Annotated in this window: 20 protein-coding genes; 10 read left to right on the top strand and 10 right to left on the bottom strand. The window is 65.0% G+C overall.

The genetic code is table 11. The features are described from left to right. Positions 1–503 precede the first annotated feature (503 nt). Positions 504–1826: an FAD-dependent oxidoreductase gene (locus AAGA11_16215; protein ID MEM9604412.1), complete on the bottom strand. Its 1323-nt coding sequence runs from the start codon at positions 1824–1826 to the stop codon at positions 504–506. Between the two features lie 126 nt (positions 1827–1952). On the opposite strand from AAGA11_16215, the gene AAGA11_16220 reads away from it, so the two are divergent. Both AAGA11_16220 and AAGA11_16225 read left to right on the top strand, forming a co-directional pair. Further along, entirely contained in the window at positions 1953–2699 is a 747-nt protein-coding gene (locus tag AAGA11_16220) for an aspartate/glutamate racemase family protein (GenBank protein MEM9604413.1), read from the top strand. Continuing rightward, positions 2696–3580, top strand: coding sequence for a DMT family transporter (locus AAGA11_16225; GenBank protein ID MEM9604414.1), 885 nt, complete (start codon positions 2696–2698; stop codon positions 3578–3580). The genes AAGA11_16220 and AAGA11_16225 overlap by 4 nt, the downstream gene beginning before the upstream one ends. Positions 3581–3634: 54 nt before the next feature. Here the strand turns inward: AAGA11_16225 and AAGA11_16230 are convergent, their stop codons facing one another. From AAGA11_16230 to AAGA11_16245, 4 genes are all read right to left on the bottom strand, one after another. Continuing rightward, positions 3635–6220, bottom strand: coding sequence for a TRAP transporter permease (locus tag AAGA11_16230; protein ID MEM9604415.1), 2586 nt, complete (start codon positions 6218–6220; stop codon positions 3635–3637). A gap of 121 nt (positions 6221–6341) precedes the next feature. Continuing rightward, positions 6342–7301, bottom strand: coding sequence for a TAXI family TRAP transporter solute-binding subunit (locus AAGA11_16235; GenBank protein ID MEM9604416.1), 960 nt, complete (start codon positions 7299–7301; stop codon positions 6342–6344). Positions 7302–7774: 473 nt separating this feature from the next. Continuing rightward, complete coding sequence (locus AAGA11_16240; protein MEM9604417.1) at positions 7775–8302, bottom strand: hypothetical protein; 528 nt, start codon at positions 8300–8302, stop codon at positions 7775–7777. 63 nt (positions 8303–8365) lie between these two features. Beyond that, positions 8366–9268 carry a DMT family transporter gene (locus tag AAGA11_16245; GenBank protein ID MEM9604418.1) on the bottom strand — a complete coding sequence of 301 codons (903 nt, stop codon included), beginning with the start codon at positions 9266–9268 and terminating at the stop codon, positions 8366–8368. A gap of 367 nt (positions 9269–9635) precedes the next feature. Between AAGA11_16245 and AAGA11_16250 the strand changes: the two genes are divergently transcribed. Then, positions 9636–11453 carry a hypothetical protein gene (locus AAGA11_16250; GenBank protein ID MEM9604419.1) on the top strand — a complete coding sequence of 606 codons (1818 nt, stop codon included), beginning with the start codon at positions 9636–9638 and terminating at the stop codon, positions 11451–11453. Between the two features lie 30 nt (positions 11454–11483). Here the strand turns inward: AAGA11_16250 and AAGA11_16255 are convergent, their stop codons facing one another. Next, positions 11484–11783 (bottom strand): hypothetical protein, encoded by a 300-nt coding sequence (locus AAGA11_16255; GenBank protein MEM9604420.1) that lies wholly within the window; start codon positions 11781–11783, stop codon positions 11484–11486. Positions 11784–12071: 288 nt separating this feature from the next. On the opposite strand from AAGA11_16255, the gene coaBC reads away from it, so the two are divergent. The 4 genes from coaBC to argB are packed head-to-tail and all read left to right on the top strand — an operon-like array spanning position 12072 to position 16020. Beyond that, on the top strand, positions 12072–13262 hold the full coding sequence (gene coaBC / locus AAGA11_16260) for a bifunctional phosphopantothenoylcysteine decarboxylase/phosphopantothenate--cysteine ligase CoaBC (GenBank protein MEM9604421.1): 1191 nt from the start codon (positions 12072–12074) through the stop codon (positions 13260–13262). Beyond that, positions 13262–13717: a dUTP diphosphatase gene (gene dut / locus AAGA11_16265; GenBank protein MEM9604422.1), complete on the top strand. Its 456-nt coding sequence runs from the start codon at positions 13262–13264 to the stop codon at positions 13715–13717. The genes coaBC and dut overlap by 1 nt, the downstream gene beginning before the upstream one ends. 6 nt (positions 13718–13723) lie before the next feature. Next, positions 13724–15130, top strand: a complete 1407-nt coding sequence (locus tag AAGA11_16270; protein ID MEM9604423.1) for a phosphomannomutase/phosphoglucomutase — start codon at positions 13724–13726, stop codon at positions 15128–15130. A 32-nt stretch (positions 15131–15162) separates the two neighbouring features. Beyond that, positions 15163–16020 (top strand): acetylglutamate kinase, encoded by an 858-nt coding sequence (gene argB, locus AAGA11_16275; protein MEM9604424.1) that lies wholly within the window; start codon positions 15163–15165, stop codon positions 16018–16020. A gap of 6 nt (positions 16021–16026) precedes the next feature. Here argB and AAGA11_16280 read toward each other — a convergent pair whose 3' ends face one another. Then, complete coding sequence (locus tag AAGA11_16280; GenBank protein ID MEM9604425.1) at positions 16027–16689, bottom strand: DUF4124 domain-containing protein; 663 nt, start codon at positions 16687–16689, stop codon at positions 16027–16029. A 122-nt stretch (positions 16690–16811) separates the two neighbouring features. Between AAGA11_16280 and AAGA11_16285 the strand changes: the two genes are divergently transcribed. From AAGA11_16285 to AAGA11_16295, 3 genes are read left to right on the top strand one after another with little or no spacing between them, the layout of a single operon-like run. Continuing rightward, positions 16812–17591: an exodeoxyribonuclease III gene (locus AAGA11_16285; protein MEM9604426.1), complete on the top strand. Its 780-nt coding sequence runs from the start codon at positions 16812–16814 to the stop codon at positions 17589–17591. After that, positions 17588–19132 carry an MFS transporter gene (locus AAGA11_16290; GenBank protein ID MEM9604427.1) on the top strand — a complete coding sequence of 515 codons (1545 nt, stop codon included), beginning with the start codon at positions 17588–17590 and terminating at the stop codon, positions 19130–19132. The genes AAGA11_16285 and AAGA11_16290 overlap by 4 nt, the downstream gene beginning before the upstream one ends. 1 nt (position 19133) lies before the next feature. After that, the gene (locus AAGA11_16295; protein ID MEM9604428.1) at positions 19134–19997 is read left to right on the top strand and encodes a DMT family transporter; all 864 of its coding nucleotides are present in this window, start codon (positions 19134–19136) and stop codon (positions 19995–19997) included. Between the two features lie 16 nt (positions 19998–20013). On the opposite strand, the gene AAGA11_16300 is transcribed toward AAGA11_16295, so the two are convergent. The 3 genes from AAGA11_16300 to cysQ all read right to left on the bottom strand — a co-directional run bounded on the left by AAGA11_16300 (position 20014) and on the right by cysQ (position 22362). Next, positions 20014–20934 carry an XdhC family protein gene (locus tag AAGA11_16300; protein MEM9604429.1) on the bottom strand — a complete coding sequence of 307 codons (921 nt, stop codon included), beginning with the start codon at positions 20932–20934 and terminating at the stop codon, positions 20014–20016. A gap of 20 nt (positions 20935–20954) precedes the next feature. Then, positions 20955–21404, bottom strand: a complete 450-nt coding sequence (locus AAGA11_16305) for a nuclear transport factor 2 family protein (GenBank protein MEM9604430.1) — start codon at positions 21402–21404, stop codon at positions 20955–20957. Positions 21405–21495: 91 nt separating this feature from the next. Then, positions 21496–22362 (bottom strand): 3'(2'),5'-bisphosphate nucleotidase CysQ, encoded by an 867-nt coding sequence (gene cysQ, locus AAGA11_16310; protein MEM9604431.1) that lies wholly within the window; start codon positions 22360–22362, stop codon positions 21496–21498. Between the last annotated feature and the right edge of the window lie 104 nt (positions 22363–22466).

Here is a 22466-nt window from a genome sequence, read left to right on the forward strand (position 1 = left end):
CTCACCCCCGTGGGAGCTGCGTCCTTGCCGGGCAAAGCAGGCCCGGCGAGACGCGCCGAATAAGCTGGCACCGCATTCGCGCCTACTCGCTCACGCGAGGTAGACGCTCCCACAAGGATCGGGGCCACATCACGCTCAGAACGCCTCACACCCCTGTGGGAGCTGCGTCCTAGCCGGGCCGCGCAGGCCCGGCAAGACGCGGCGAATAAGCTGGCACCGCATTCGCGCCTACTCGCTGGCGCGAGGTAGACGCTCCCACAGGGGCTGGGGCCGCACCACGCGCCGAGCAACTCTCGCCCTCGTGGTAGCCGCGACCTAGCCGGGCCGCGCAGGCCCGGCGAGACGCGGCGAATGCCCCGACACCGCATTCGCGCCTGCTCGCTGGCGCGAGGCAGACGCTCCCACAGGGACCGGGACGCATCACGCTCAGGCTGTCACTCACCCCCGTGGGAGCCAAGTCCTTGCCGGGCCGTGCCGGCCCGGCAAGACGCGGCGAAGGCGTGTCAGCGCGTCGCGAACCGCGCTGGCGCGTAGGGGCTCATGTCGATGTTCGGGGTGTTCCCCGAGATGAGTTGCGCGAGCAGGCGCCCAGTCTTGGGCCCGCCAGTGAGGCCCACGTGTTGGTGACCAAAGCCAAGCCAGGTACCGGGTACGTGGTCGAGCGCGCCGATCAAGGGGATGGAGTCGGTTGGCGCCGGTCGGTGGCCCAGCCACTCCCGTGTCTCACGCCAGGTGATCCCGGGCAACGCCTCGAGCGCCTGCCGTTTGAGCAGCTCGATCGGCTCGCGCGACGGTGGCGCGTTCAGTCCACCGAACTCGACCACCCCCGCAAGGCGCAGCCGCCCGTCCATCGGCGTCATGACGAACTTGCCCGAGGCCACCATGCAGGGCACGCTCGGCATGAAACTCGGCTCGACCAGCTCGAGGTGGTAGCCGCGTTCGCTCTCGAGTGGAATCGAGATGCCCAGCGTGTCGGTCAGCGAGCGTGACCAGGCCCCGGTCGCCAGCACCACATCGTCGGCCGCCACCGTCTCACCGTCGACGCGCACTCCCACTGTTTGGCTGTTTTCGCGCACGACGTCGCTCACCGTGCCTTGCAACCAGCGCGCACCCTGCTCGACCGCGTGGGCCGCCAGGTCCTTGACGTACTGGCCCGGGTCGGTGATGTGGCCGTGGTCGGGCAAGGCCACCAGAAAGCGGATGTCCGGCGAGATATGTGGGTCGTACTCGGCCACCGCGTCGCCCTCGATTTCCCGCCAGCGAAAGCCCTCGGCGCGGCGAATGTCCCAGGCAAAGTGGTCGGCTTCGAAGGCGGCCCGGTCCCGGTACAGAAAAACGTAGTCGGATGGCCGTAGCCACCGCTCGGCCCGGGTGCCGCGCGCCAGGGCCTGGTGGTCGGCCAGGCTGTCGCCGATGATCGGGTTCATCGCCGCGGCGATGCGCCGCGCGTCGGCGGCGTTGGCGTGTTTGAGGTACTGCCGCAACCACGGCAGTAACCTGGGCAGGTAGGACCATTTCAGGAACAGCGGCTGATCGGCGCTGAACAGCATCTTCGGCGCCTTTTTCAGCAAGCCAGGCACCGTCACCGGCACCACGGCGCAGGCCGCGAGCACGCCGCCGTTGCCGAAGCTGGTGCCCTCGCCCGGCTCGCCCCGGTCGATCAGTGTCACCTCGAGGCCCGCACGCAACAACTCGATTGCCGTCGACACGCCCACGATCCCGGCGCCGACCACGACGACGTGGCGACGGGCGTCGCTACGTCGGGCGTCGCTACGTCGGGCGTCGCCACGTCGTGCGTCGCCGCGGCGCTCCTGCTCGTTGTTCATGCGCACCTGATCTCGAACCAAACCAGCTGCGACGCTACCACAATCGGCCGGCCCGAGCCGTGCGGCGCACACCTAACCACGACACGCTATAGTGCCGGGCGCAGAGCGACAGGGAGACCGAGTACGATGAGCACCAGCGCCCCACCCGCGCGCGCAACGGGCGGCAAAGCCGTCTACGGCGCGACGGTCGGCATCCTCATGCTCGAGGCCCGCTTCCCGCGCATCGTCGGTGACATGGGCAACGCTCTGACCTGGCCGTTCCCGGTGCAGTACCGCGTGGTCCGCGGCGCCTCACCCGACCGGGTGGTGCGCGGCGGCGCGACCGGCATGCTCGCCCCGTTCATCGACGCTGCACGCGACCTGGTGGCACACGGCGCAGACGGCATCACCACCAACTGCGGCTTCCTCGCGCTCTACCAGGCCGAACTCGCTGCCGCGCTCGATTGCCCGGTTGCCACGTCCTCGCTGATGCAGGTCAACCTGGTCGACGCCACTCTGCCACCGACACGCCGAGCAGGCATCCTGACGATCTCGGGCAGCAGCCTCACGCCGCACCACCTCGCCTGTGCCGGCGTGCCAGCGGATACGCCGATCGCCACCACCGAGGGGCGGCGCGAGTTTACCCGGGCGATTCTCGACGACGAGTTCGAGCTCGACGTCGAGGCCGCGCGCCTCGACAACGTCGAAGCCGCGCTGGAATTGCAGGCCGCACACCCGGAGGTTGGCGCGATTGTGCTCGAGTGCACAAACATGATTCCCTACGCGTCCGACATCCAACACGCAACGCGTCTGCCGACCTACTCGATGGCGAGTTTCGTGAGCTGGTTCCACAGCGCCTTGCAACCGCGCCGATTTCCCGACGCAGGCTTGTGATTCACACCTGGTCACACCGCCGCACGCTGCTCGCGGTCACGGTCGCAGCGCTGCTCTGGGGTCTCTACTGGGTGCCAATCCAGCTGCTCACAACCACCGGGCTCAGTGGCACGGTAGCGGCGTTTTCGTTGGTGCTCGGTATTGCGCCAGTGATGCTGTGGCGCTGCCTACGTGCCAGGCTGCGATTGAGCCGCCGTCACGTCGCCGGGGCCCTCGCGATCGGGTGTGCGATTTCACTCTATGGCGCCGCGCTGAACTTCACGGACGTCACGCGCGTGGTGTTGCTCTTCTACCTCTCACCGGCCTGGAGCATCCTGATCGAGTGCCGGTGGTTCGGCCGTCGACTCGATGCACGCACCGCGCTGGCCTTGGCCTTGTTCGCGCTCGGCCTCATCGCCATGATCAACCCGTTTGCAGTCAGCCAGGACATCACGGGCGGTTTCAACGGCGGAGACCTGATCGCGCTGATTGCGGGCGTTTGTTGGTCGGCAGGTGCAGCGATCGTGTTCAGCAGCGAGGCACCGGATGCCCTGGACCTCGGTCTTGCAGCCAACGGGTTTGCGATCGTCGTCGCCGGTGCCGTCGCGCTGATCGCACCGGGAACGCTGAACTGGGCTGCAGTGGACTGGCCCGCAGCCATCCTCTACGCCACGCTGGCTGGCTGCCTCTACGTGCTGCCGATCACCGTGCTCACCTTCATTGGCGCGGCCAGGCTCGCACCGGCAACGGTCACGTTTCTGCTCTCCGCCGAGATTTTGTCCGGCGTCGCCTCGAGCAGCATCTGGCTCGACGAACCTTTCACCGTCAGTAAGGCGCTCGGCACGCTGCTCATCGTGCTCGGTGTCTTCACCGAAATCAGCAGCGCACGCGGAAAGACGTGAGCTGACCCGACATGCGCCCGGGTCGGGCCCGGGAGAGACCCGACACAGGGGCGATCAGGCGGTGGCCGCGATGCGACGGCGCTGCAGCCAGACCACCAGGCCGAGCAACAGCAACGCCGGGAGGTAGAAAATCTCCTTCGGCATGCGCTCGACGGGTTTCTTGATCTCGGCGATCTGCACCGGGTCGTCGGCATAGAAGTCGAACAAGTTGCCGATCTGCTCGAAATACGGCGTGCCGATCATCGGTTCGTCGACGATGGCCACGCCGTTCTCGAGCCGCACATCGAGCCCCGCCTCGGTCAATCGCTCCGCCGCGTCCTTGGGCGAGTCGAGCGGCACGAGCAAGGTGGTGCGGTCCATCTCACCGGTGTCGAAATTCGGCCCGCTGACAACGAAGGTCGCCGTGCCACCCGGTGTGATCTCGCCCACCACCTCGTAGACTTTGCTGCCTTCCTCCGCCACGTAAGGTGGCTGAACCTTGTCGAGCCAGTACCCGGGTCGGAACAGCGTGAACGCGACCAACAGCAACATCGCGGACTCCCAGACGCGGTTGCGGGTCAGCAGCCACCCCTGTGTCGCCGAGGCGAACAGCATCATCGCGATCACCGCGACGAAAAAGATGAAGATGGCTTTCATCCAACCCACGTCGATCAGCAGCAGTTCTGTGTTGAAGATGAACAGGAACGGCAGCAGCGCGGTGCGGATGTCGTACGCGAACCCCTGGATACCGGTCTTGATCGGGTCGGCCTTGCCGATGGCCGCCGCGGCGGTCGCCGCGAGCCCCACCGGTGGCGTGTCGTCGGCGAGGATGCCGAAGTAGAAGACGAAGAGGTGCACCGCAATCAGGGGCACGATCAAGCCACTCTTGGCGCCGAGCGCAATGATCACCGGCGCCATCAGGCTCGAGACGACGATGTAGTTCGCCGTGGTGGGCAGACCCATGCCGAGAATCAGACTCATGATCGCAACGAGTATCAGCATCACCATCAGGTTGCCGCCGGCGAGAAACTCGACGAACTCACCGATCACCTGGTGCGCGCCGGTCAACGAGATCGTGCCGACGATCAAACCGGCTGCGCCGGTCGCAATGGAAATGCCGATCATGTTGCGCGAGCCCGAGATCATGCCATCCACCCACTCGGACACGCCGCGCGAAAAACCGGCGGCCATCTGGCCGGCCTCACCGCGGAAGAGCGCCTTGATCGGGTGTTGCGTGATAGTCACGATGATCATCGCGATGGTTGCCCAGAAGGCCGACAGCGCCGGCGACAACCGCTCGATGATGATGCACCAGATCAGGATCACGATCGGCAGGATGTAATACAAGCCTGTGATCGCCGTGTCACTCGCCTTCGGCAGCTCGGTGATCGGTGTGTCCGGCTCGTCGACGACGAGGTCCGGGTGCTTGGAGGCAAGAAACAAGAGGTACAGGTAGGCCACCGTGCAGAGGATTACCACGGCCAGAAACGCACTGTCCGGCATCGCCGTCTTGATCCAACCGAGGCCGTAGTACACCGCGATACCCAGCAGCGCAATGCCGATGAAGCCGCTGAGAAAGCCGATCAGCTTGTTCGCGAGGGTCTTGGTGCTCGGGTGCTTCGGCAGGCCCTGCAGGTTCATCTTGCAGGCCTCGAGGTGCACGATGTACACGAGTGCGATGTACGACACCAGCGCAGGCACCAGCGCGTGTTTGATGATGTCGGTGTAGCTGATACCGGTGAATTCCGAGATCAGAAAGGCCGCCGCGCCCATCACCGGCGGCGTGAGCTGGCCGTTGGTGGAGGAGGCAACCTCAACGGCACCGGCCTTCTCGGCGGAAAACCCGGTGCGCTTCATAAGCGGGATCGTGAAGGTGCCCGTGGTCACGGTGTTGGCGATCGAGGACCCGGAGTACAGCCCGCTCATGGCCGAGGCCATGACGGCCGCTTTCGCCGGCCCACCCTTGAGGTGGCCGAGCAGCGCGAAGGCGATCTTGATGAAGAAGTTGCCCGCACCCGCTTTCTCGAGAATCGCGCCAAACAACACGAACAGAAAGATCAGGGAGGCCGACACGCCAAGCGCCACGCCGAACACGCCCTCGTTCTGCATCCAGTAGTGCCACATGGCCTTGCCGTAGGAGGCACCCTTCCACTGTATGGTCTCGGGCAGCGACGGCGAGTCGCCGAAGAAGACGTAGGCGACGAACACACTCGCGACGATCAACAGCGGCAGCCCCAGGGTGCGGTAGACCGCAACGGCCAACACGAGCAGGCCGATGGTCGAGGCGACCAGGTCACCGGTGGTGGGCAGACCGGCGCGCACGGCGATGGCATCGCGCAGGAACACGATGTACAGACAGCAGCCCGCGCCGAGCACCGCCAGCGCCCAGTCGTACCAGGGCACGTGCTCGCGTGAACTCGATTTGAACAGGGGGTAGGCGAGCGCCGCGAGCACGAATCCGAAGGCGAGGTGCATCAGCCGTGCGTTGGAGTTGGTGACCACCAGACTGATGCCGGTCACCTCGGTGAGCCAGAACGGCACATTCGAGGCGATGTAGAGCTGGAACACCGCCCACACGAACGCGATGGTCGCGATCAGCTTGCCGATGAACCCGGCAGGATTTCGCCCCCCGGTGTCGATCTCGGCAACGAAATCCTGCATGTTATCCGGGCTTGTATTCGCCATACGGTGTTACCCCCTGTATCAACACGTCGTGGCTGCCTGCAGAAAAAAAAATGGCCCGGACGTACCAGGCCATTTTTTCACGTACGCGTTGGACGGATTACATCCAACCCCGCTCAGCGTAGTACTTGGCGGCACCGTCGTGCAGCGGTGCTGACAGCGAGTCGGAGATCATCTCGGCTTCGCTGAGGTTGGCAAAAGCCGGGTGCAGCTTCTTGAACGAATCGAAGTTCTCGAAGACTGCCTTGACAACGGTGTACACCACCTCTTCCGGCACATCAGCGCTCGACACGAAGGTCGCACCTACACCGAAGGTGGTGATGTCTGCGTCGTTGTTGTACATGCCCGCCGGGATGGTGGCAGAGCGGTAGTAGGGGTTGTCGGCAACCAGCGAGTCGATCGCGTCGCCGGTGGCGTTGACCAGCACCGCGTCACAGGTCGCGAGCGATTCCTGGGTCAGGGCGGACGGGTGGCCGACAAGCCAGAAGTACGCGTCGATCTTGCCGTCACACATGGCCTGACCGGTTTCCGCTGACTTCATCTCGGCGGCGAGTTTGAGGTCGCCGCGCTCCCAGCCCATCGCTTCTTCGATGACTTCCCAGGTGCCACGCGTGCCCGAACCGGGGTTGCCGATGTTCAGGCGCTTGCCCTTGATGTCGGAGATGTTGCTGATGCCGGCGTCGGCACGGGCCACGATGGTGACGGGCTCCGGGTGCACCGAGAAGACCGCGCGCAGGTTTTCGAACGCGCCCTGCTCTTCGAATTTGGACGTGCCGTTGAACGCGTGAAATTGCCAGTCGGACTGGGCAACGCCGAACTCGAGCTCACCGTTGCGGATGGTGTTGATGTTGTAGATCGAGCCACCGGTTGACTCGGCCGAGCAGCGGATGCCGTGCTCTTTGCGGTCTTTGTTGACCAGTCTACAAATCGCGCCGCCGGTCGGGTAGTAGACACCCGTCACGCCGCCGGTGCCGATCGAAATGAACTGCTGCGCTTGCACGCTTCCCATGCCGAGCACGCCGGCAATCGCCGTGGCGCAATACAATGCGGACTTCTTCATAAAGGGTCTTCCTCACTTCTAATTCGAGAACGTTGGGTCGTGACTGACGAACGCCATCGGTGACGCAACACACTGTACCACCTTATCAGATTGGCTCACCGACGTGTTGGCACGCATCGACGCCACCGTCGCCCGCCGATCAGGCCGAAGAGTATGCCTGAATTCCGTCTCCGCTCGAGCCGCATGACCGCGCTGCCGAATTGTCGTGTCACGCCGCAGCGCGACAACAGCCGCTCGCTGTGTCGCGCCGTTTACACCGTGCCACGCGCGCGTTCCCACCACTGGCGCAACGTCACACGGTGACCGATGCGCAAAATGGGGCTCGCGCGGCCCGGGCCGACCTCGCGGCAACACGACGGGTGGGTGCGGTGACACCGTCGCGGCGCCCTCGCGGATGATGTGTGAGTCGCTTCTCGGCTGCCGTGGGCGAAGGGCAACTCCGGCATTGGCTCACACCGGTCGACGCAAGGCGATCAGCCAGTCTCGCAGTTCGAATCGATATCGAGGCGCGCGAGGTCGCCGTCGAAATGGCCCTCGCTGGACGGGACGCCCCGCGCGCGCAGCTCAACCCGCGCGCCGCTCATCTCGCTGTCAGCCACGCGGATCTGGCCGAGCGCGCTGTCGGTCAGCGCGTCGTCGACATCGATCGTGAAACTGGCCCGAGCCCCGGAGGCAAACGCGTCGATGCGCACGCTCAGCGCGGTGTCGCCGTCGCGCACCGTCTCAGCCGACGCCAATACCAGGTCCGCGCCGCGGGATTCGAATGGCTGGTAGACCTCAACCCCGGCACCGGAACCCGTGGTGTCGAAATAGAGCCGCCCTGCACTCTCGCGCAAGTCGATCGACACCAGCACCTTGCGGAGATCGCAGCCTGACTCGTTGCGGACTTCGAAGCGGTCCTTCGGTGCCCCCTCGTAGAACCGCACCGACACGTCTGCGTGCGCACCCATGGACGCCAGCACAGCGCCAACGCCAATCCACACTTTCTGATTCAGGGCCATCTGATCCTCTCCCGATTCGCGATACAGCACAGGGACCCCCGCAGCCACGTGAAGTTCGCGACATCAATCAGCTCCGTGTCCTGCCGACGGCGCCGGGGCACGTGCAAGCTGCCGCTCGCGGTGAAAGATGTACAAGCCGGTCAGCACGATCATCGCTGCACCGAGCCACGTCCAGCCATCGGGCAACTGGCCGAACAGGAGGAAGCCGTACAGCGTACCCCAGACCAGCAACACGTATTGGACCGGGGCCACAACGACGGCTTCTGCGGCATCAAGCGCCATGATGACGAAGACTTCGCCGGCCGCAGCGAGCAGCGCCACGGCTACCAGAAGCGCAACCTGCTGCGTGGTTGACGGGGTTTGCCAGACAAAGGGAACGGGCAGCGCCAACAGGGTCCAGGACACGATGGCAGTGTAGGCAATGGTGGTGCGGGTCGGGTCCCCGCGCGCGAGCATGCGCGAGAGGATCTGGCGTCCGGCAAACGCGGCAGCCGCAATCACGAGCAGCATCGCAGCCGGGTGCACAACGCCGAGACCGGGTCGGATCACGATCAAGGTGCCCACGAATCCCACGATCACGGCCGTCCAGCGCCGCGGCCCGACGGCTTCTCCCAACAGCCAGGCGCCCAGCACGGTGACCAGAAAGGGCGCGACAAAGGTGATCGCCACGGCGTCGGCGAGCGGCACATAGGCCACCGCAACGATGAACAGCGAGGCAGAGATCGACGCAAGCACCCCGCGTCCCAATTGCAAGGCCGGTTGCGTCGAGCGCAACAGCCGCGGTCCGTGCCAGACCAGCAACACGATGACCACAGACAACAGGCCGGTCTGACGCAGCCAGACGATCTGCAGTGGCGGCAGTGTCTGGGTCAGGAATTTGGCCAGTGCGTCCGTGGTGGCAAACAGACACATGCCGATGAGCATGTACCAGAGGCCCAGGCGGTTGTCAGGAGGTTTCGCGGTCATGGGGCGCCAAAAGGGATGTGCACTGGTGAGAACTGGCTGTGCACTTCACTATGCAAGGGCACTGATGGGCCCCGACGGGGGTGTCTGATCTCAGAGAGGCGCCCACATTGTAGGCCGAATCAGGCGACCTCTGACAGCCAATCCACCACCGATGTTCAATTTCTCGAACGCCCCACATCGCAAGTGATCCAATTCGGTAACAAATTTATTGAGGCCTGGCATAACAACGTCTAGCAGTTCACACGATTCAAGCGTCGGTTTGCCTTCAGAATCATCTTTCGGAAAACTCCGGGGATCGCAATACGCGCTGACTCGTGCACAGACCTTCATCACAAGATCTAGCACCTTTGAGGAGTACCAACGGGCGATGGACAGAGAGACGATTGAGAAAGCGCTCGAGGCTAAGACGCGCCACTGCGCGCAGCTTGAACGCGTCGCATCAGAGTTGGCAGGGTTGCTGTCAACCGAGCGCCAGCAATCGGAACTGAAGCAGTCCGATCTCAAAGCGAAATTTCAGCGCCTGTCACTCCTACAGGCGCAACGCATTACACAGCTTAAAGAGAATCAGAAAACTGCGAGTGAACAGAGGCAAGCATTTGAATCAAAACACCGCTCCGCACTCGCTGTCTTACAGCAGCACGCCAAAGAACGCGCCTCACACAGGCTTGCTATCACCGCGCGCGACCAGAAACTCAAGAAGCTCCTCGCTACCGTTAAGCAAGCGCAGGAGGCACTCAAATGCGCGCTGACAACCGAACTGTCTCTTCGGCGTGACTTACTCGATGTGCAAGCCGCAAAAGACACGTTGACCAATCAACTGGATGAATTCCGTTCGGCAGTCGAGACGTTGAACAACGAATCGAAAATTCGACAAGCCACACTCGCTGAGACTGAGAACGAAGCCAAAAATCTGCGCACAACACTCGCAGAACTGGCTAAAGCGCATGACGCACAGAAACTCGTATTGGCAAAAAGTGTGGACGCGGAAAAGCGTGTCCAAGCGTCAGCTAAGCACGACCAGGAAAAACTAAAGCAGCACGTTGTTCAACTTCACGAACTCAAAAACGAGCGTGTTCAGCTTAGAGGGGAAATAAACACTCTCCGTGAGACGCTAGCCGATATCACGCATCAGCTTGAAACCAAACGCGTTCAACTTGAAAACGAGGTACAACAGCTCGAAGCGACGGCAGAAACGCTAAAGGCTGAACGAGATTGCGCGCGCAAGGCAATCGCAACTGAGACTGCGAGAGCCCAGCTTGCCGATACACTGGAAGCTGAACGCGCCGACCTCGATCGAACATGCAGTCAACTCAACGCGTCGCTGTCCAGCGCAGAAAAAACGCTGACGAGAAACCGCGAAGAGCTTGAACGACTGACCCAAGACCGACAGCGCACAGAAAGCGAGTTGAAAAAGGTTCAAACAGACCTTTGTGACATTCGCTCGGATCACGAGCGCCTGTCGCACAGCCTATCTGAGGCGCAAGCGACAATATCCCAACAAGCAGGAGAACTCGAATCTCGCGACGCCTTGGCGGTCAACCTGCAGCGTGTCGCAGAGGAGTGCGAATACGTGAATGACCAACGTGATCAGCTCGAGAGCCAACTCTCCGAACTGGAGCAAAGCCTTGATCAGGCAAACCGTGACCTTACCGCCGAACGCTCCGCGCATGCGGCGCGTGTGGCTGAAGACGCGGCGCGACTCACTGCTCTGGAAGATGAAAATGACGCGTTGGTCGACTCAGCCGCCGCAGCCCAACGGGAGAGCGAGGAAATTTCAAATGAACTCCGAACGTCTGCGGCACGAGTTGAAGTGTTGAAATCCCGGTTGAACAGCATGGGCGAAGCATTGGCCAGGGCAGCGAGTGCCGCTGACCACAGAGACGCATTGCAGCGGGAGCTGCACACCCTGCAAACCGAGCTCGCCGACATTGATGCGGATAAGTCCCGAAGGTTGTTGAACTGGGAGAACCAACAGCTTAAACAGTCACTAGCGGACGCGAAACAACCCGTTCGTGGTGGTACCCAAATTGAGCGACGCCGCTACGCCACCCGGCAAGACCCTGAACGCGAAGCGGCGAGAAAAGCTCTGGAGCAACTCGAGGCCCAGAACCAGGTCGGGAAGAACAAACGATCTCTGCCATCCCCGGCTATCCTGATGCGGGTAAAATCCAAGCTTGACGCTTAAACTCTGTCAACAGCGCTATTGGCGTCGAACCTAATCGATGTGCCCGTGGTTGAGGATCGTGCAGTAGGACCCGATGATGCAGCCGCGTTTGTCTGCCGTCCGCCAGCTGGGTGACACGATCTGGTGCGTATCGGCCTTGCAATCCGCAACCCGGTGCTGCAACGTCAGTGAGCCGAGGAACACTTTCAGTCTGATGCTGCCCGCCTCGCGAACCTGCGTCTGCAAGGCCTCGCACCGGTGCTCGCGCGGCTTGACCACGTCTGACGCGTGCAGCAGGCCAGTGGCAAGCACCAGGCCCAACACCAGCCCTGTCCTGCTGAATCGTTTCACGGCACTCCCCTTGTCGGCACGGTATCGTGCGGTTCAGGAAGTGGGACGCGGCCCTCTCTGGGCGGTTCCAGCGCAAGGGGTTCTACGGACACACGTGGCGGCGCACACCGCCTGCCGGGTCGGCGTCGCAGCGAACCGCCGGACCCCCGTGTGCGCCGTGACCCGACGGACAGCCAAGCGGCGCGGTCGCAGTGAGACCCGGCGCCGACCGGACCCCGGTGTAATCCGTGTCACGCAGGCGACGGTGGTAGACTGATCGGCTGAGTCTGCGGCTTCTGGTAGCGGAGAGTGAGCAAAAGAGTATTACTTGGCGTCACCGGCGGCATCGCCGCCTACAAGGCCGCCGAGCTGGTGAGACGGCTGTCCGACGTCGGGTGCGAAGTCCAGGTCGTCATGACCGCAGGCGCCGAGGCCTTTGTCACGCCGATGACCTTTCAGGCGTTGTCCGGGCGACCGGTGCGCACGTCACTGTTCGATCCGGCCGCCGAGGCGGCCATGGGCCACATCGAGCTCGCGCGCTGGGCCGACCTCATACTGATCGCGCCGGCCACCGCGGACGTGTTGGCGCGCCTCGCCGGCGGGCTGGCGGACGACTTGCTGACCACGGTGGTCCTGGCGAGCAAAGCCCCCCTCTACGTCGCGCCGGCGATGAACCAGGCCATGTGGGCCCACCCGGCGACACAGGCCAACATGGCAACCCTGGCGTCCCGCGGCGCCCACACCCTCGGGCCCGCGCACGGCGATCAGGCGTGTGGCGATGTGGGTGCCGGGCGGTTGCTGGAGCCGCAGGACATCGTCGCAGCGGTGTGTGCACCGACGAATGCACCACTGATTGGCAAGCGCGCGATCGTCACCGCCGGACCCACCCAGGAAGCGATCGACCCGGTGCGCTACCTCAGTAACCACAGCAGCGGGAAGATGGGTTACGCCATCGCCCAGGCGCTGGCAGAGGCCGGCGCGGACGTGCAACTCGTTAGCGGACCCACCGCGCTGCCGACACCCCCGGGCGTGTCTCGCACGGATGTGCTCTCCGCCCGAGACATGCTCGGTGCGGTGCTCGGAGCCATCGACGATTGTGACCTCTTCGTCGCCTGTGCGGCTGTCGCCGACTACCACGTCGCCAGTCCCGCAGATCAGAAGATCAAGAAGGACAGCGACACGCTGGCGCTGTCACTCGAGCGCAACCCTGACATCCTGGCGCAGGTCGCGGCACGCCCGTCGCGGCCGGTGTGCGTGGGATTCGCTGCCGAGACCCACGACATGGCAGCGCACGCGCAGGGCAAGCTCGAGCGCAAGGGACTGGACCTCATCTGCGCCAACCAGGTCGGCGGTGCGCACAGCGCCTTCGGGGCCGATGACAACGCCCTGGCGCTCTGGTGGCCCGGCGGCGGACACACCGAGATCGCGCGGGCGCCCAAACTGACCGTGGCACGCCGGCTCGTCGAACACATCACCGATCTCCATTTCAGCCACGCCTGATGCAGCGCATACAAGTCAAACTCCTCGACCCCCGCCTCGGTGACACGATCGCCTTGCCGGAGTACGCAACCCCGGGCTCGGCCGGACTCGATTTGCGCGCCTGCTTCGACGCCGACACCGTGCTCGAACCCGGGCAGACGCTGCTGATACCCACCGGCATGGCGGTGCACATCGCCGACCCGACACTGGCCGGCATCGTGTTGCCACGCTCGGGGCTCGGCCACAAACACGGTATCGTGCTGGGCAACCTGGTCGGGCTGATCGACTCGGACTACCAGGGTCAACTCTTCGTCTCGGCATGGAATCGCAGTGAGACGCCCTACACCGTTGCCGTCGGCGAGCGCATCGCCCAGTTTGTCGTGGTGCCCGTGGTGCAAGCGGCTTTCGACATCGTCGACGCCTTTGTCGAGAGCAGCCGAGGGGAAGGCGGCTACGGGTCGACCGGAACACGCTGACACCCCATGACATTGCCTGACGCAAGTCTGTTCCGCGCCTACGACGTGCGCGGCTGCGCGAGGACCCTGCTGACACCACCGGTGGCCACCGCGATCGCCGGTGCCTTCGCCGAGCGCGTGCGCGCCACCGATGACAGGCGCGTGCTGCTCGGGCGAGACGGCCGCCTGTCCAGCCCGGCACTGCACGCTGCGGTGTCGAGTGCCCTCGTCGCCGCTGGCCTCGAGGTGCTCGACATCGGTCTCGTACCCACACCGCTCCTGTATTTTGCTCAGCACCATTTCGGCTGCGGCAACGCGCTGATGATCACAGGCAGCCACAACCCGAAGCACGACAACGGCTTCAAGCTCAGCCTCGCAGGCGTGCCCTTCTTCGGCGATGCCCTGCGCGCCCTGCGCGACGACATTGACGGCCAGACACCCCGCCACGACGGCGGCACGCAGAGCAACCACGACATTCGCGCGCAGTACATCCGCGCGGTCGCCGATTCCGTCACCCTGGCGCGGCCGCTCACGGTGGCAGTCGATTGCGGCAACGGCGCAGCGGCGACACTCGCGCGCGACCTCTACACCGCCTTGGGCTGCGAGGTGACCGCGCTGTACGACACCGTCGACGGCGCGTTCCCACACCACCACCCCGATCCCGCTGTTGCCGACAATCTGCGCGACCTCGCCACGCGCGTCACGGCCGACGGCCTCGCCGCCGGTCTGGCCTTTGACGGCGACGGCGACCGCCTCGGCGTGGTCGACGACCGCGGGCAACGCATTGCGGCCGACCGACTGATGATGCTGTTCGCCACCGACGTGCTCAGCACCCACTCCGGGGCGGCCGTGGTGTTCGACGTAAAGTGCAGCAAGGCACTCAACGACACCGTGCTGCGCGCCGGTGGCAAACCGATATACTGCAAGACCGGTCACGCCCACCTCAAGAGCAGTGCCCGAGAGCACGCGGCTCCGCTCGCCGGCGAGCTCAGCGGCCACCTGTTGTTCGCCGACCGCTGGTATGGCTTCGACGACGCGCTCTACGCCGGCGCACGGCTGCTCGAGCACCTCGCCGCGCACCCGGAGCCAGCGGCGGCACGCTTCGCACACTTCCCGTTGGGGCACGCCACCGACGAACTGTTGCTGCCCTGCCCCGGCCACGAGCCCCACGCGATCGCCCGAGCGCTGCTCGCGGACGCGGCCTTCGCCGACGCGGAGGTGTTGACCCTCGACGGCCTGCGTGTGGACTTCCGGGACGGCTGGGGCTTGTTGCGCGCCTCGAACACCACCGCCAACCTGGTGCTGCGCTTCGAGGGCGAATCGCGGGCCGCGCTGCACCGCATCCGGGACACCATGCTGGCGGCCCTGCAAGCCGCCGCGCCCGACCTGACCCTGCCCGAGCACATCCGCCACGCGGATGCGCCGACAACCTGAAGGACCCCACCGTGAGTTCGATCAACAGCGACATGACAGGCGCCGTACTCAACGAAGCCCTGCCCTACATCCGCCGGCACGCGGGCAAGACCGTGGTGGTCAAGTACGGCGGCAACGCCATGACGGACGCGGACCTGCAGCGCGGCTTTGCCCGCAACATCGTCTTGATGAAGCACTGTGGCATCAACCCGGTGGTGGTCCACGGCGGCGGGCCGCAGATCGGCTCGTTGCTGGAGCAGCTCGGCAAGACCTCGTCGTTCATCGGCGGCATGCGGGTCACCGACGCAGACACGATGGCGGTGGTCGAGATGGTGCTCGGCGGAGAGGTCAACAAGCGCATTGTCAGCCTGCTGTGCAACGAGGGCGGCCAGGCAATCGGCATCACCGGCCGCGACACCGGCTTCATCCGCGCGACGCCGATGCAGATGGCCGACCCGGATGCACCCGGTCAGAGCGCCGACCTCGGCTTCGTCGGCGAAGTGGCGTCAATCGACCCGACGCTGGTGCGCAGCCTGCAACGCGCCGACCTGATCCCGGTGATCGCACCGATCGGTGTCGACGCGGACGGCGCGCCGTACAACATCAACGCCGACCTGGTCGCCAGTCGCGTCGCCACGGTCATGGGCGCCGACAAGCTGCTGTTGCTGACCAACACGCCGGGCATCCTCGACACGGGTGGTCAGTTGCTCACCGGGCTCGACCGCGCCCGCGTCGCCGGGCTCGTGGCCGAAGGCACCATCGCGGGCGGCATGCTGCCCAAGGTGCAGTGTGCTCTCGAAGCGGTTGAGGGCGGGGTGAACGCGGTTCAGATCATCGACGGTCGGGTGGAGAACGCGGTGCTGCTGGAGCTCTTCACCGACAGCGGGGTCGGCACGCTGATCCACGCCTGAGCAGCGTCAGTTGCCGAGCGCCTGGACTTTTCGCTCGGCGAGGATCCGCATGTAGCGGGCGCGGTGGGCGGCGAACTCGGCCTCGACTTTTGCCCGCTCCAGTTCGTTGCTGGCGATGCGCTGGCCGAGCGCCTGGATGTCACGGTCGAGCTTGATCTTCTCGACCACAAGCTGCTCGGGTATCTTGAGCTTCTTGCGCTGGAAGTTGCGGATGCGGTCGTGGTTCAGGCCGAGCTTGTCGGCGGCGTCCGCCCGGCGCGACGCGAAGTAGCGGATTTTCTGATCGAGCGTGGAGAGGCGGAAGTCACGCGCCTGGTCGAGCGCCATCAGCGACGGGAAGGCTTCGATGAGCTCGCGGTCGGCCAGGGCTTCCTGCTCGCGGAACTTCGCCACCTCGGCCTCGAGCTCGGCTTGCCGCGCCTGCTCCGCACGTTCGGCGTCGGTGAGCGGCCGCTCGACGTCGCGCATCTTCAGCCCGCGGCTGTTGAGTTCGGTGTGTCCGGCGTTCGCGTCTTTCGGGGGTGGGGTCTGGGAATAGATGGTGTTGCCGTTCGCATCAACCCACTTGTAAAGACGCGCGTGTCCCGGCAGGCTGACCACAAGGGCCAGCCACGCGACCAGGACAACTGCCCAGTCTCGACGCGGGAAGCATGGGTTAACGCGGTACATACAGGGCTGCGGGCATCCAGGCAAGAGATGATTCAGTTAGCTAGCGGCCGTAGGAACCTAACTCTTGAGCAGCCTGAACCCCGCCCAATTCGCCGCAAACGCCCCCCGCTGAGACCAATTTTGTGCGTGTTCTAACACTTAACGCGAACGGTGTCCGATCGGCCTATCGGAAAGGGTTTTTCGACTGGTTGCCCTCCGTGGACGCGGACTTCGTCTGCCTGCAGGAAGTGCGGGCCCAGGCAGACCAGATCACCGACCCGGCCTACTGGCCCGAGGGTTACCACTGCGCGTACCACAGCCCCGAACGCAAGGGCTACAGCGGTGTCGCAATCTTCGCCAGGCGAACGCCGAAGAAGATAATCCGAACGCTCGGACACGCCGCCATGGACACCGAGGCCCGCTGGCTCGAGTTCCGGTACCCCAACCTGTCCGTCGTGTCACTGTATCTGCCCAGCGGTAGCAGCGGGCAACCGCGCCAGGACGTCAAGATGGACTGCCTGGGCTTCCTCAGCACCCACCTCGACGCCCTGGCCCGTCGCCGAAGCCCGACGGTCATCTGCGGTGACTTCAACATCGCGCACACCGAGCGTGACATCCGCAACTGGCGCAGCAACCAGAAGAACTCCGGGTTCCTGCCCGAGGAACGCGCCTGGCTGGACCGCACCTTCGACCGGCGTCGCTGGGTTGACAGCTTTCGCGAACTCGAGCAACCCGAGCACACCTACACCTGGTGGTCCAACCGCGGGCAGGCCTACACCAACAACGTCGGTTGGCGGCTCGACTACCAGATCGTCAGCAAATCCCTGCGCGGCACCGTCAGCCAGACACACATCCACACCGAGCCGCGCTTCTCCGACCATGCGCCCTACATCGTCGACTACGACGTCGAGGCGCCCGCGTGAGCGCACAGGCCGAAACCCCGCCGGCGCTCGGACCGTTGCTCGCTGCACACTGGCGGCGGGTGCTTGCGCTGCTCTTTCTGGGCTTCTCGGCAGGGCTGCCTATCCTGTTGATTTTCAGCAGCTTATCACTCTGGCTGCGCGAAGCCGGGGTGTCGCGCAGCGCGGTCACCTTCTTCAGTTGGGCGGCGCTCGGCTACTCGTTCAAGTTTGTCTGGGCGCCGCTGGTGGACAAACTGCCGATCCCGCTGTTGTCTGCGTGGCTCGGTCGCCGGCGCGCCTGGCTGCTGCTGGCGCAACTGGCCGTGATCGCCGCCTTGTTCGGCATGGCCTCGCAGGACCCGGCGTCCGCCGGGCTCGCCACCCTGGCCGTCGCGGCCGTGGCGCTCGGTTTTTCCTCGGCCACCCAGGACATCGTGATCGACGCCTACCGGATCGAGGTCGGCGACAGCGACGTCCAGGCGCTGCTGTCGGCGACCTACGTCGCAGGCTACCGCATCGGCATGCTCGTCGCGGGTGCGGGCGCGCTATACCTCGCGGCCGGCTTCGGGTCGACGATGGACCACTACAACTACGAGGCCTGGGCCAACACCTACCGGATCATGGCCCTGTGCATGGGCATCGGCATCGTGACCACGTTCTGTCTCGGCGAACCGGAGCTGCCCGACACCGGCTCCACCTACGACTACGGCGTCAGCGACTACGTCCGATTCGTCGCGCTGTTCGTGGCGCTGGTCACGGCGTTCATTGTCACGTTCATCGTGCTCGGCAACCCACTGGACAGCCTCAAGGCCGCCTGGCACAGCGGCGACAAGGCGACCGATGCGGTGAAGAGTTTCGCGCTTGGCACCGCCCGCATGGCGCTCTGCCTGCTGTGTGCCCTCGGCGCCGGCCGGTTGCTGGTACGACTGGGTGCGGTCCCCTATTCGATGCTCTACGACACCTACATCGCGCCCACCGAGGATTTCATCCGGCGCTACGGGCGACTCGCGCTCTGGGTGTTGGTGCTGATCGGCACCTACCGCATCGCCGACATCGTCATGGGCGCGGTTTCCAACGTCTTCTACGCCGACATGGGCTACGACAAGCAGACCATCGCGTCGGTCACCAAAGTGTTCGGGCTGCTGATGACGATCGCGGGGGGGTTGATCGGCGGCGTGGCCTGTCTGCGTTGGGGCGTGTTGCGCTTGCTGTTCGCCGGTGCCCTGCTGACAGCCGCGACCAACATCGCGTTCATGTGGCTCGCCTCGGGCGAACCGAGCATCGTCAAGTTGGCGATCGTGATCGGCGCGGACAATTTCAGCGCGGGTCTGGCGAGCGCAGCGTTCATCGCCTGGCTGTCAGCGTTGACCAGCATCCAGTTCACGGCCACACAGTACGCGGTCTACAGTTCGCTGATGACGCTGTTCCCCAAGCTGCTTGGCGGCTACGCCGGCGGTGCCGTCGACACGGTCGGTTACAGCGGTTTTTTTCTCGGCACGGCCCTGCTCGGTGTGCCGGTGCTGCTGCTGATTCTCTGGCTGGGGCGAAAGAAGCTCGTCTAGCATGCGAAACCAACTCGTTTTGCTGTTCGGCGTGCTCGCCGTTGCAAGTTCGGTGGTGTTCATCCGCGAAAGCGACGCCCCGCCGATCATGCTGGCCGCCTGGCGGTGCCTGCTGGCGGCGCTCATCATCGCGCCGCTCGCCCTGCGTTCCGGGGAGCTGCGCCCACACGCGCTGCTCGACGGCCTGCGCCAGGCCGCCTGGCCCGCGCTCTGGTTGGCCGTGCACTTTGTCACCTGGAACATCGGTGCCCGGTTGATTCCGGCTGCCAACGCCACCTTGCTCGTCTCACTCGTGCCGCTCGCCATGCCAGTGGTGCTCTGGGCGATGCTGCGGGAGCGCATCACCCGGCGGGAGGGCGCGGCCACGGCCATCGCGTGCATTGGCCTCGTGATCCTCGCCATGAGCGACTTCGACACCGACCCCGCCTGGCTGCTCGGTGACGCCGTCTGCTTCGGTTCAATGGTGCTGTTGACTGTCTACCTCGCCTACAGCCGCAAACAGGACGACGGCCAGTCGATCTGGCGCTACTTGCTACCGCTCTACACCCTGGCCGGGCTGCTCTGCCTGCTCGCGGGCCTGCTGCTCGAGGGCGGGTACTGGCCGCGCGGCGGCTACCCGTGGTTGCAGGTGGTCGGGATCGCGGTGGTGCCCATGGTGATCGGTCACTCGATCCTGAACTGGGGCATGCGGGTCTTCAGCGGCCAACACGTCGCCCTGGTCGCGCTGCTGCAGTTCGTGTTTGCCGGTGTGCTCGGGTTGTGGCTCTACGGCGAAGTTCCAAACTTGGCTTTTGTGTCGACATCGACTGCCATCACGCTGGCCGCCGCCTGGGTCATCCACGCCTCGGAGCGCGTCGACGCCTGAGGGTCCGCACCTTGATTCAGCGCAGGTCGAGCAACTCGGCCGCGATGGCCACACTCGCGTGCTCGAGGTTGCGGTGGTTGCCTCCGCCGAGCGGACACCGGATGTGCGCGACGGCCTCGGCTGCGACGCCACGCGCGGCCAGCGTGCGTTCGAGGTGGGCGCGTTTGCTTTGGCTGCCCACCATGCCGATCGAGGTCACCTGCCCCTGGCTCAACAGCCGGTGACAGAGGTCGATGTCGAGGTCGTGATCGTGCGTCATCACCAACGCGTGGCAGGGTTGCGGCAACGCGCTGTGCCCAGGCACGACCTGGCCGCCGAGCGCCACAGCGTTGGCTGGCCACGCCGCCAGCGACGGCGCATCGCCGAGCGACGCCCAGGCGACACGCACGGGCGTGTCGGCGAGGCATTCCACCACGCGGTGCGCGAGCACCCCGGCGCCGAGCACCAGAACCGTGTCGTCGGGCGCAGAAAAGCGCGCCGTGCCCGCGTCGACACCCGCGGCCTGGTGGCTCAAGGGCAAGGCGTCCAAGCGCGCGCCGGGCGTCACCGCGAGTGCCGCAGCATCGAGTGTCATCGTGAGCTCGCAGCCGCCAACAAGCACCTGCAGGGCGTTGGCGATGGCGTCGGCATCGGCCGCCGCAAGTGTCCGCAGTTGCACCTGAACACTGTGCCCTGTCGGACCGCCCGCCCAGGGGTTCAGGGTGAACGCGAGCGTCTGCAGGGTGCCCGGGGCGGCAGTGAGTGCCTGCGCACAGGCGTCGAGCGCAGGCGCCCGCGCGGCACCGAGGTGCAGCGCCCCGACGACGCGCTGCCGTGTCACCAGGCAAACCGGGCCGAGGGGCACCGGCAGCAGCGGGGGATGTTCGATGATGCTGACGAGCACGGCGGGCTCGTGTTCGGCGAGGGCCGTGTGCGCTGCGGTCAACCAGGTGTCCACGTGCCCCGGCCTGCCTGCACTCAGTGCAGGGTCACGGACCCGTCGGCCGGGGTGTTGTCGAGCGCGTCGAGTGCGTCTTCACCGTCGTCATCGAAATCCGGCTCCGCCGAGGCGTGGTGCAGAATCAGGTGCCACCCCTGGTCGGTGCAGGCGAAGATGTTGGTGGTGAGCATGATGTCGACCACTTCGCCGTCAACTTCGATCTCCTCGCGCACCGTGTGCACCGAAAGCCGCTCTTCGCGCAGGCAGCGCAGGTCGGTCAACCGAAAACGCAAGCTCTCGCCCGACTCGAAGATCTGCTGCCAACTGTCTGCAATGATCTCCCGTCCCTCGAGGCGCGGCGCACCGGGGTGGATGCAGACCACGTCGTCGCTGCCGGACCACACGTCCATCATGGCGTCGACATCTCGGTTTTCGATGGCCACGTAGAAGGCCATCTCAGCGTCTTCGGGCGATTCAAAAACGGCCACGTCGGGGCTCCTGGGATGAGCGGCAACTATAGCGGAGTTGCCGCACCGGCGCACCGCCCGGACAGGGCGATCGCGGCGACAGCGGCAGCACTCAGCCGCCCTTGCGCAGCGCCTCGGGCAGGTAGGCGCTCCAATCGACAGCACCCTCGCCGGTGACGAAGAAATGCGGGTTGAGCAGCGATTCCTTGGTGTTGTAGCGCAGCTCGTGCATCGCGGTGTCGCAGATGTGGCCACCGGCTTCCTCGACAATGCACTGCGCGGCGCCGGTATCCCACTCCGAGGTCGGTCCGAGACGTGCGTAGACGTCGGCACGGCCTTCGGCCACCAAACAGGATTTCAGCGCGCTGCCCATGGCGACTTCGTCGTGGGCGCCAAGCTTGTCGAGAAAATATTGCAAATTTGGCCCCGCTGTCGGCGCACGGCTGCGCGCCACGGTGACCTTGTCCTGCGGTGTCTTGCGCACCCGGATGCGCTCGGGCTCGGCACCGACCTTGGGTACTTTCCAGGCACCCGCGCCGCGGGCGGCAAAGTAGAGCACGTCCAGCACCGGCGCGTAGATCACCCCGAGGCAGGGTTCACTGTGCCGCACGAGTGCGATGTTGACGCTGAACTCCCCGGAGCCCTTGATGAATTCGCGGGTGCCGTCGAGCGGATCGACCAGCCAGTAGGCGTCCCACGCGTGCCGCTCGGCAAACGGAATCGCCGCCGCCGATTCCTCACTCAGCACCGGGATGTCGGGTGTCAACTCGGCGAGCGCCGCGGAAATGTCGCGGTGCGCTTCGAGGTCCGCGGTGGTCAGTGGGGTGTCATCCGGCTTCTCGGTGACCTCGTAGTCGCCACGGTAGATGGTGTTGATCACATCGCCGGCGTGGCGGGCGATGGCAATGACGCGGGGCAACACACGTTTGAGTTCGTCGGTGTCGAACGAAACGAGGGACTGGCTCAGTGACTCAGCCACGAGAATACGCCTTCGAACGGGGGCTGTCGGTTGCTACAGAATGGCACATGGTCGAGCAATCGGGGACGAAAAAACAGAAAAAAAACGTGTCCTTGTAGTGTGTC

The organism is Pseudomonadota bacterium (assembly GCA_039196715.1).
Classification (GTDB): domain Bacteria; phylum Pseudomonadota; class Gammaproteobacteria; order CALCKW01; family CALCKW01; genus CALCKW01.

Excerpts from the sequence above, each read along its gene's own strand:
- AAGA11_16215 (MEM9604412.1), bottom strand. The coding sequence starts at position 1,826 with ATGAACAACGAGCAGGAGCGCCGCGGCGACGCACGACGTGGCGACGCC.
- AAGA11_16220 (MEM9604413.1), top strand. The coding sequence starts at position 1,953 with ATGAGCACCAGCGCCCCACCCGCGCGCGCAACGGGCGGCAAAGCCGTC.
- AAGA11_16230 (MEM9604415.1), bottom strand. The coding sequence starts at position 6,220 with ATGCAGGATTTCGTTGCCGAGATCGACACCGGGGGGCGAAATCCTGCC.
- AAGA11_16235 (MEM9604416.1), bottom strand. The coding sequence starts at position 7,301 with ATGAAGAAGTCCGCATTGTATTGCGCCACGGCGATTGCCGGCGTGCTC.
- AAGA11_16240 (MEM9604417.1), bottom strand. The coding sequence starts at position 8,302 with ATGGCCCTGAATCAGAAAGTGTGGATTGGCGTTGGCGCTGTGCTGGCG.
- AAGA11_16245 (MEM9604418.1), bottom strand. The coding sequence starts at position 9,268 with ATGACCGCGAAACCTCCTGACAACCGCCTGGGCCTCTGGTACATGCTC.
- AAGA11_16250 (MEM9604419.1), top strand. The coding sequence starts at position 9,636 with ATGGACAGAGAGACGATTGAGAAAGCGCTCGAGGCTAAGACGCGCCAC.
- dut (MEM9604422.1), top strand. The coding sequence starts at position 13,262 with ATGCAGCGCATACAAGTCAAACTCCTCGACCCCCGCCTCGGTGACACG.
- AAGA11_16270 (MEM9604423.1), top strand. The coding sequence starts at position 13,724 with ATGACATTGCCTGACGCAAGTCTGTTCCGCGCCTACGACGTGCGCGGC.
- argB (MEM9604424.1), top strand. The coding sequence starts at position 15,163 with ATGACAGGCGCCGTACTCAACGAAGCCCTGCCCTACATCCGCCGGCAC.
- AAGA11_16280 (MEM9604425.1), bottom strand. The coding sequence starts at position 16,689 with ATGTACCGCGTTAACCCATGCTTCCCGCGTCGAGACTGGGCAGTTGTC.
- AAGA11_16295 (MEM9604428.1), top strand. The coding sequence starts at position 19,134 with ATGCGAAACCAACTCGTTTTGCTGTTCGGCGTGCTCGCCGTTGCAAGT.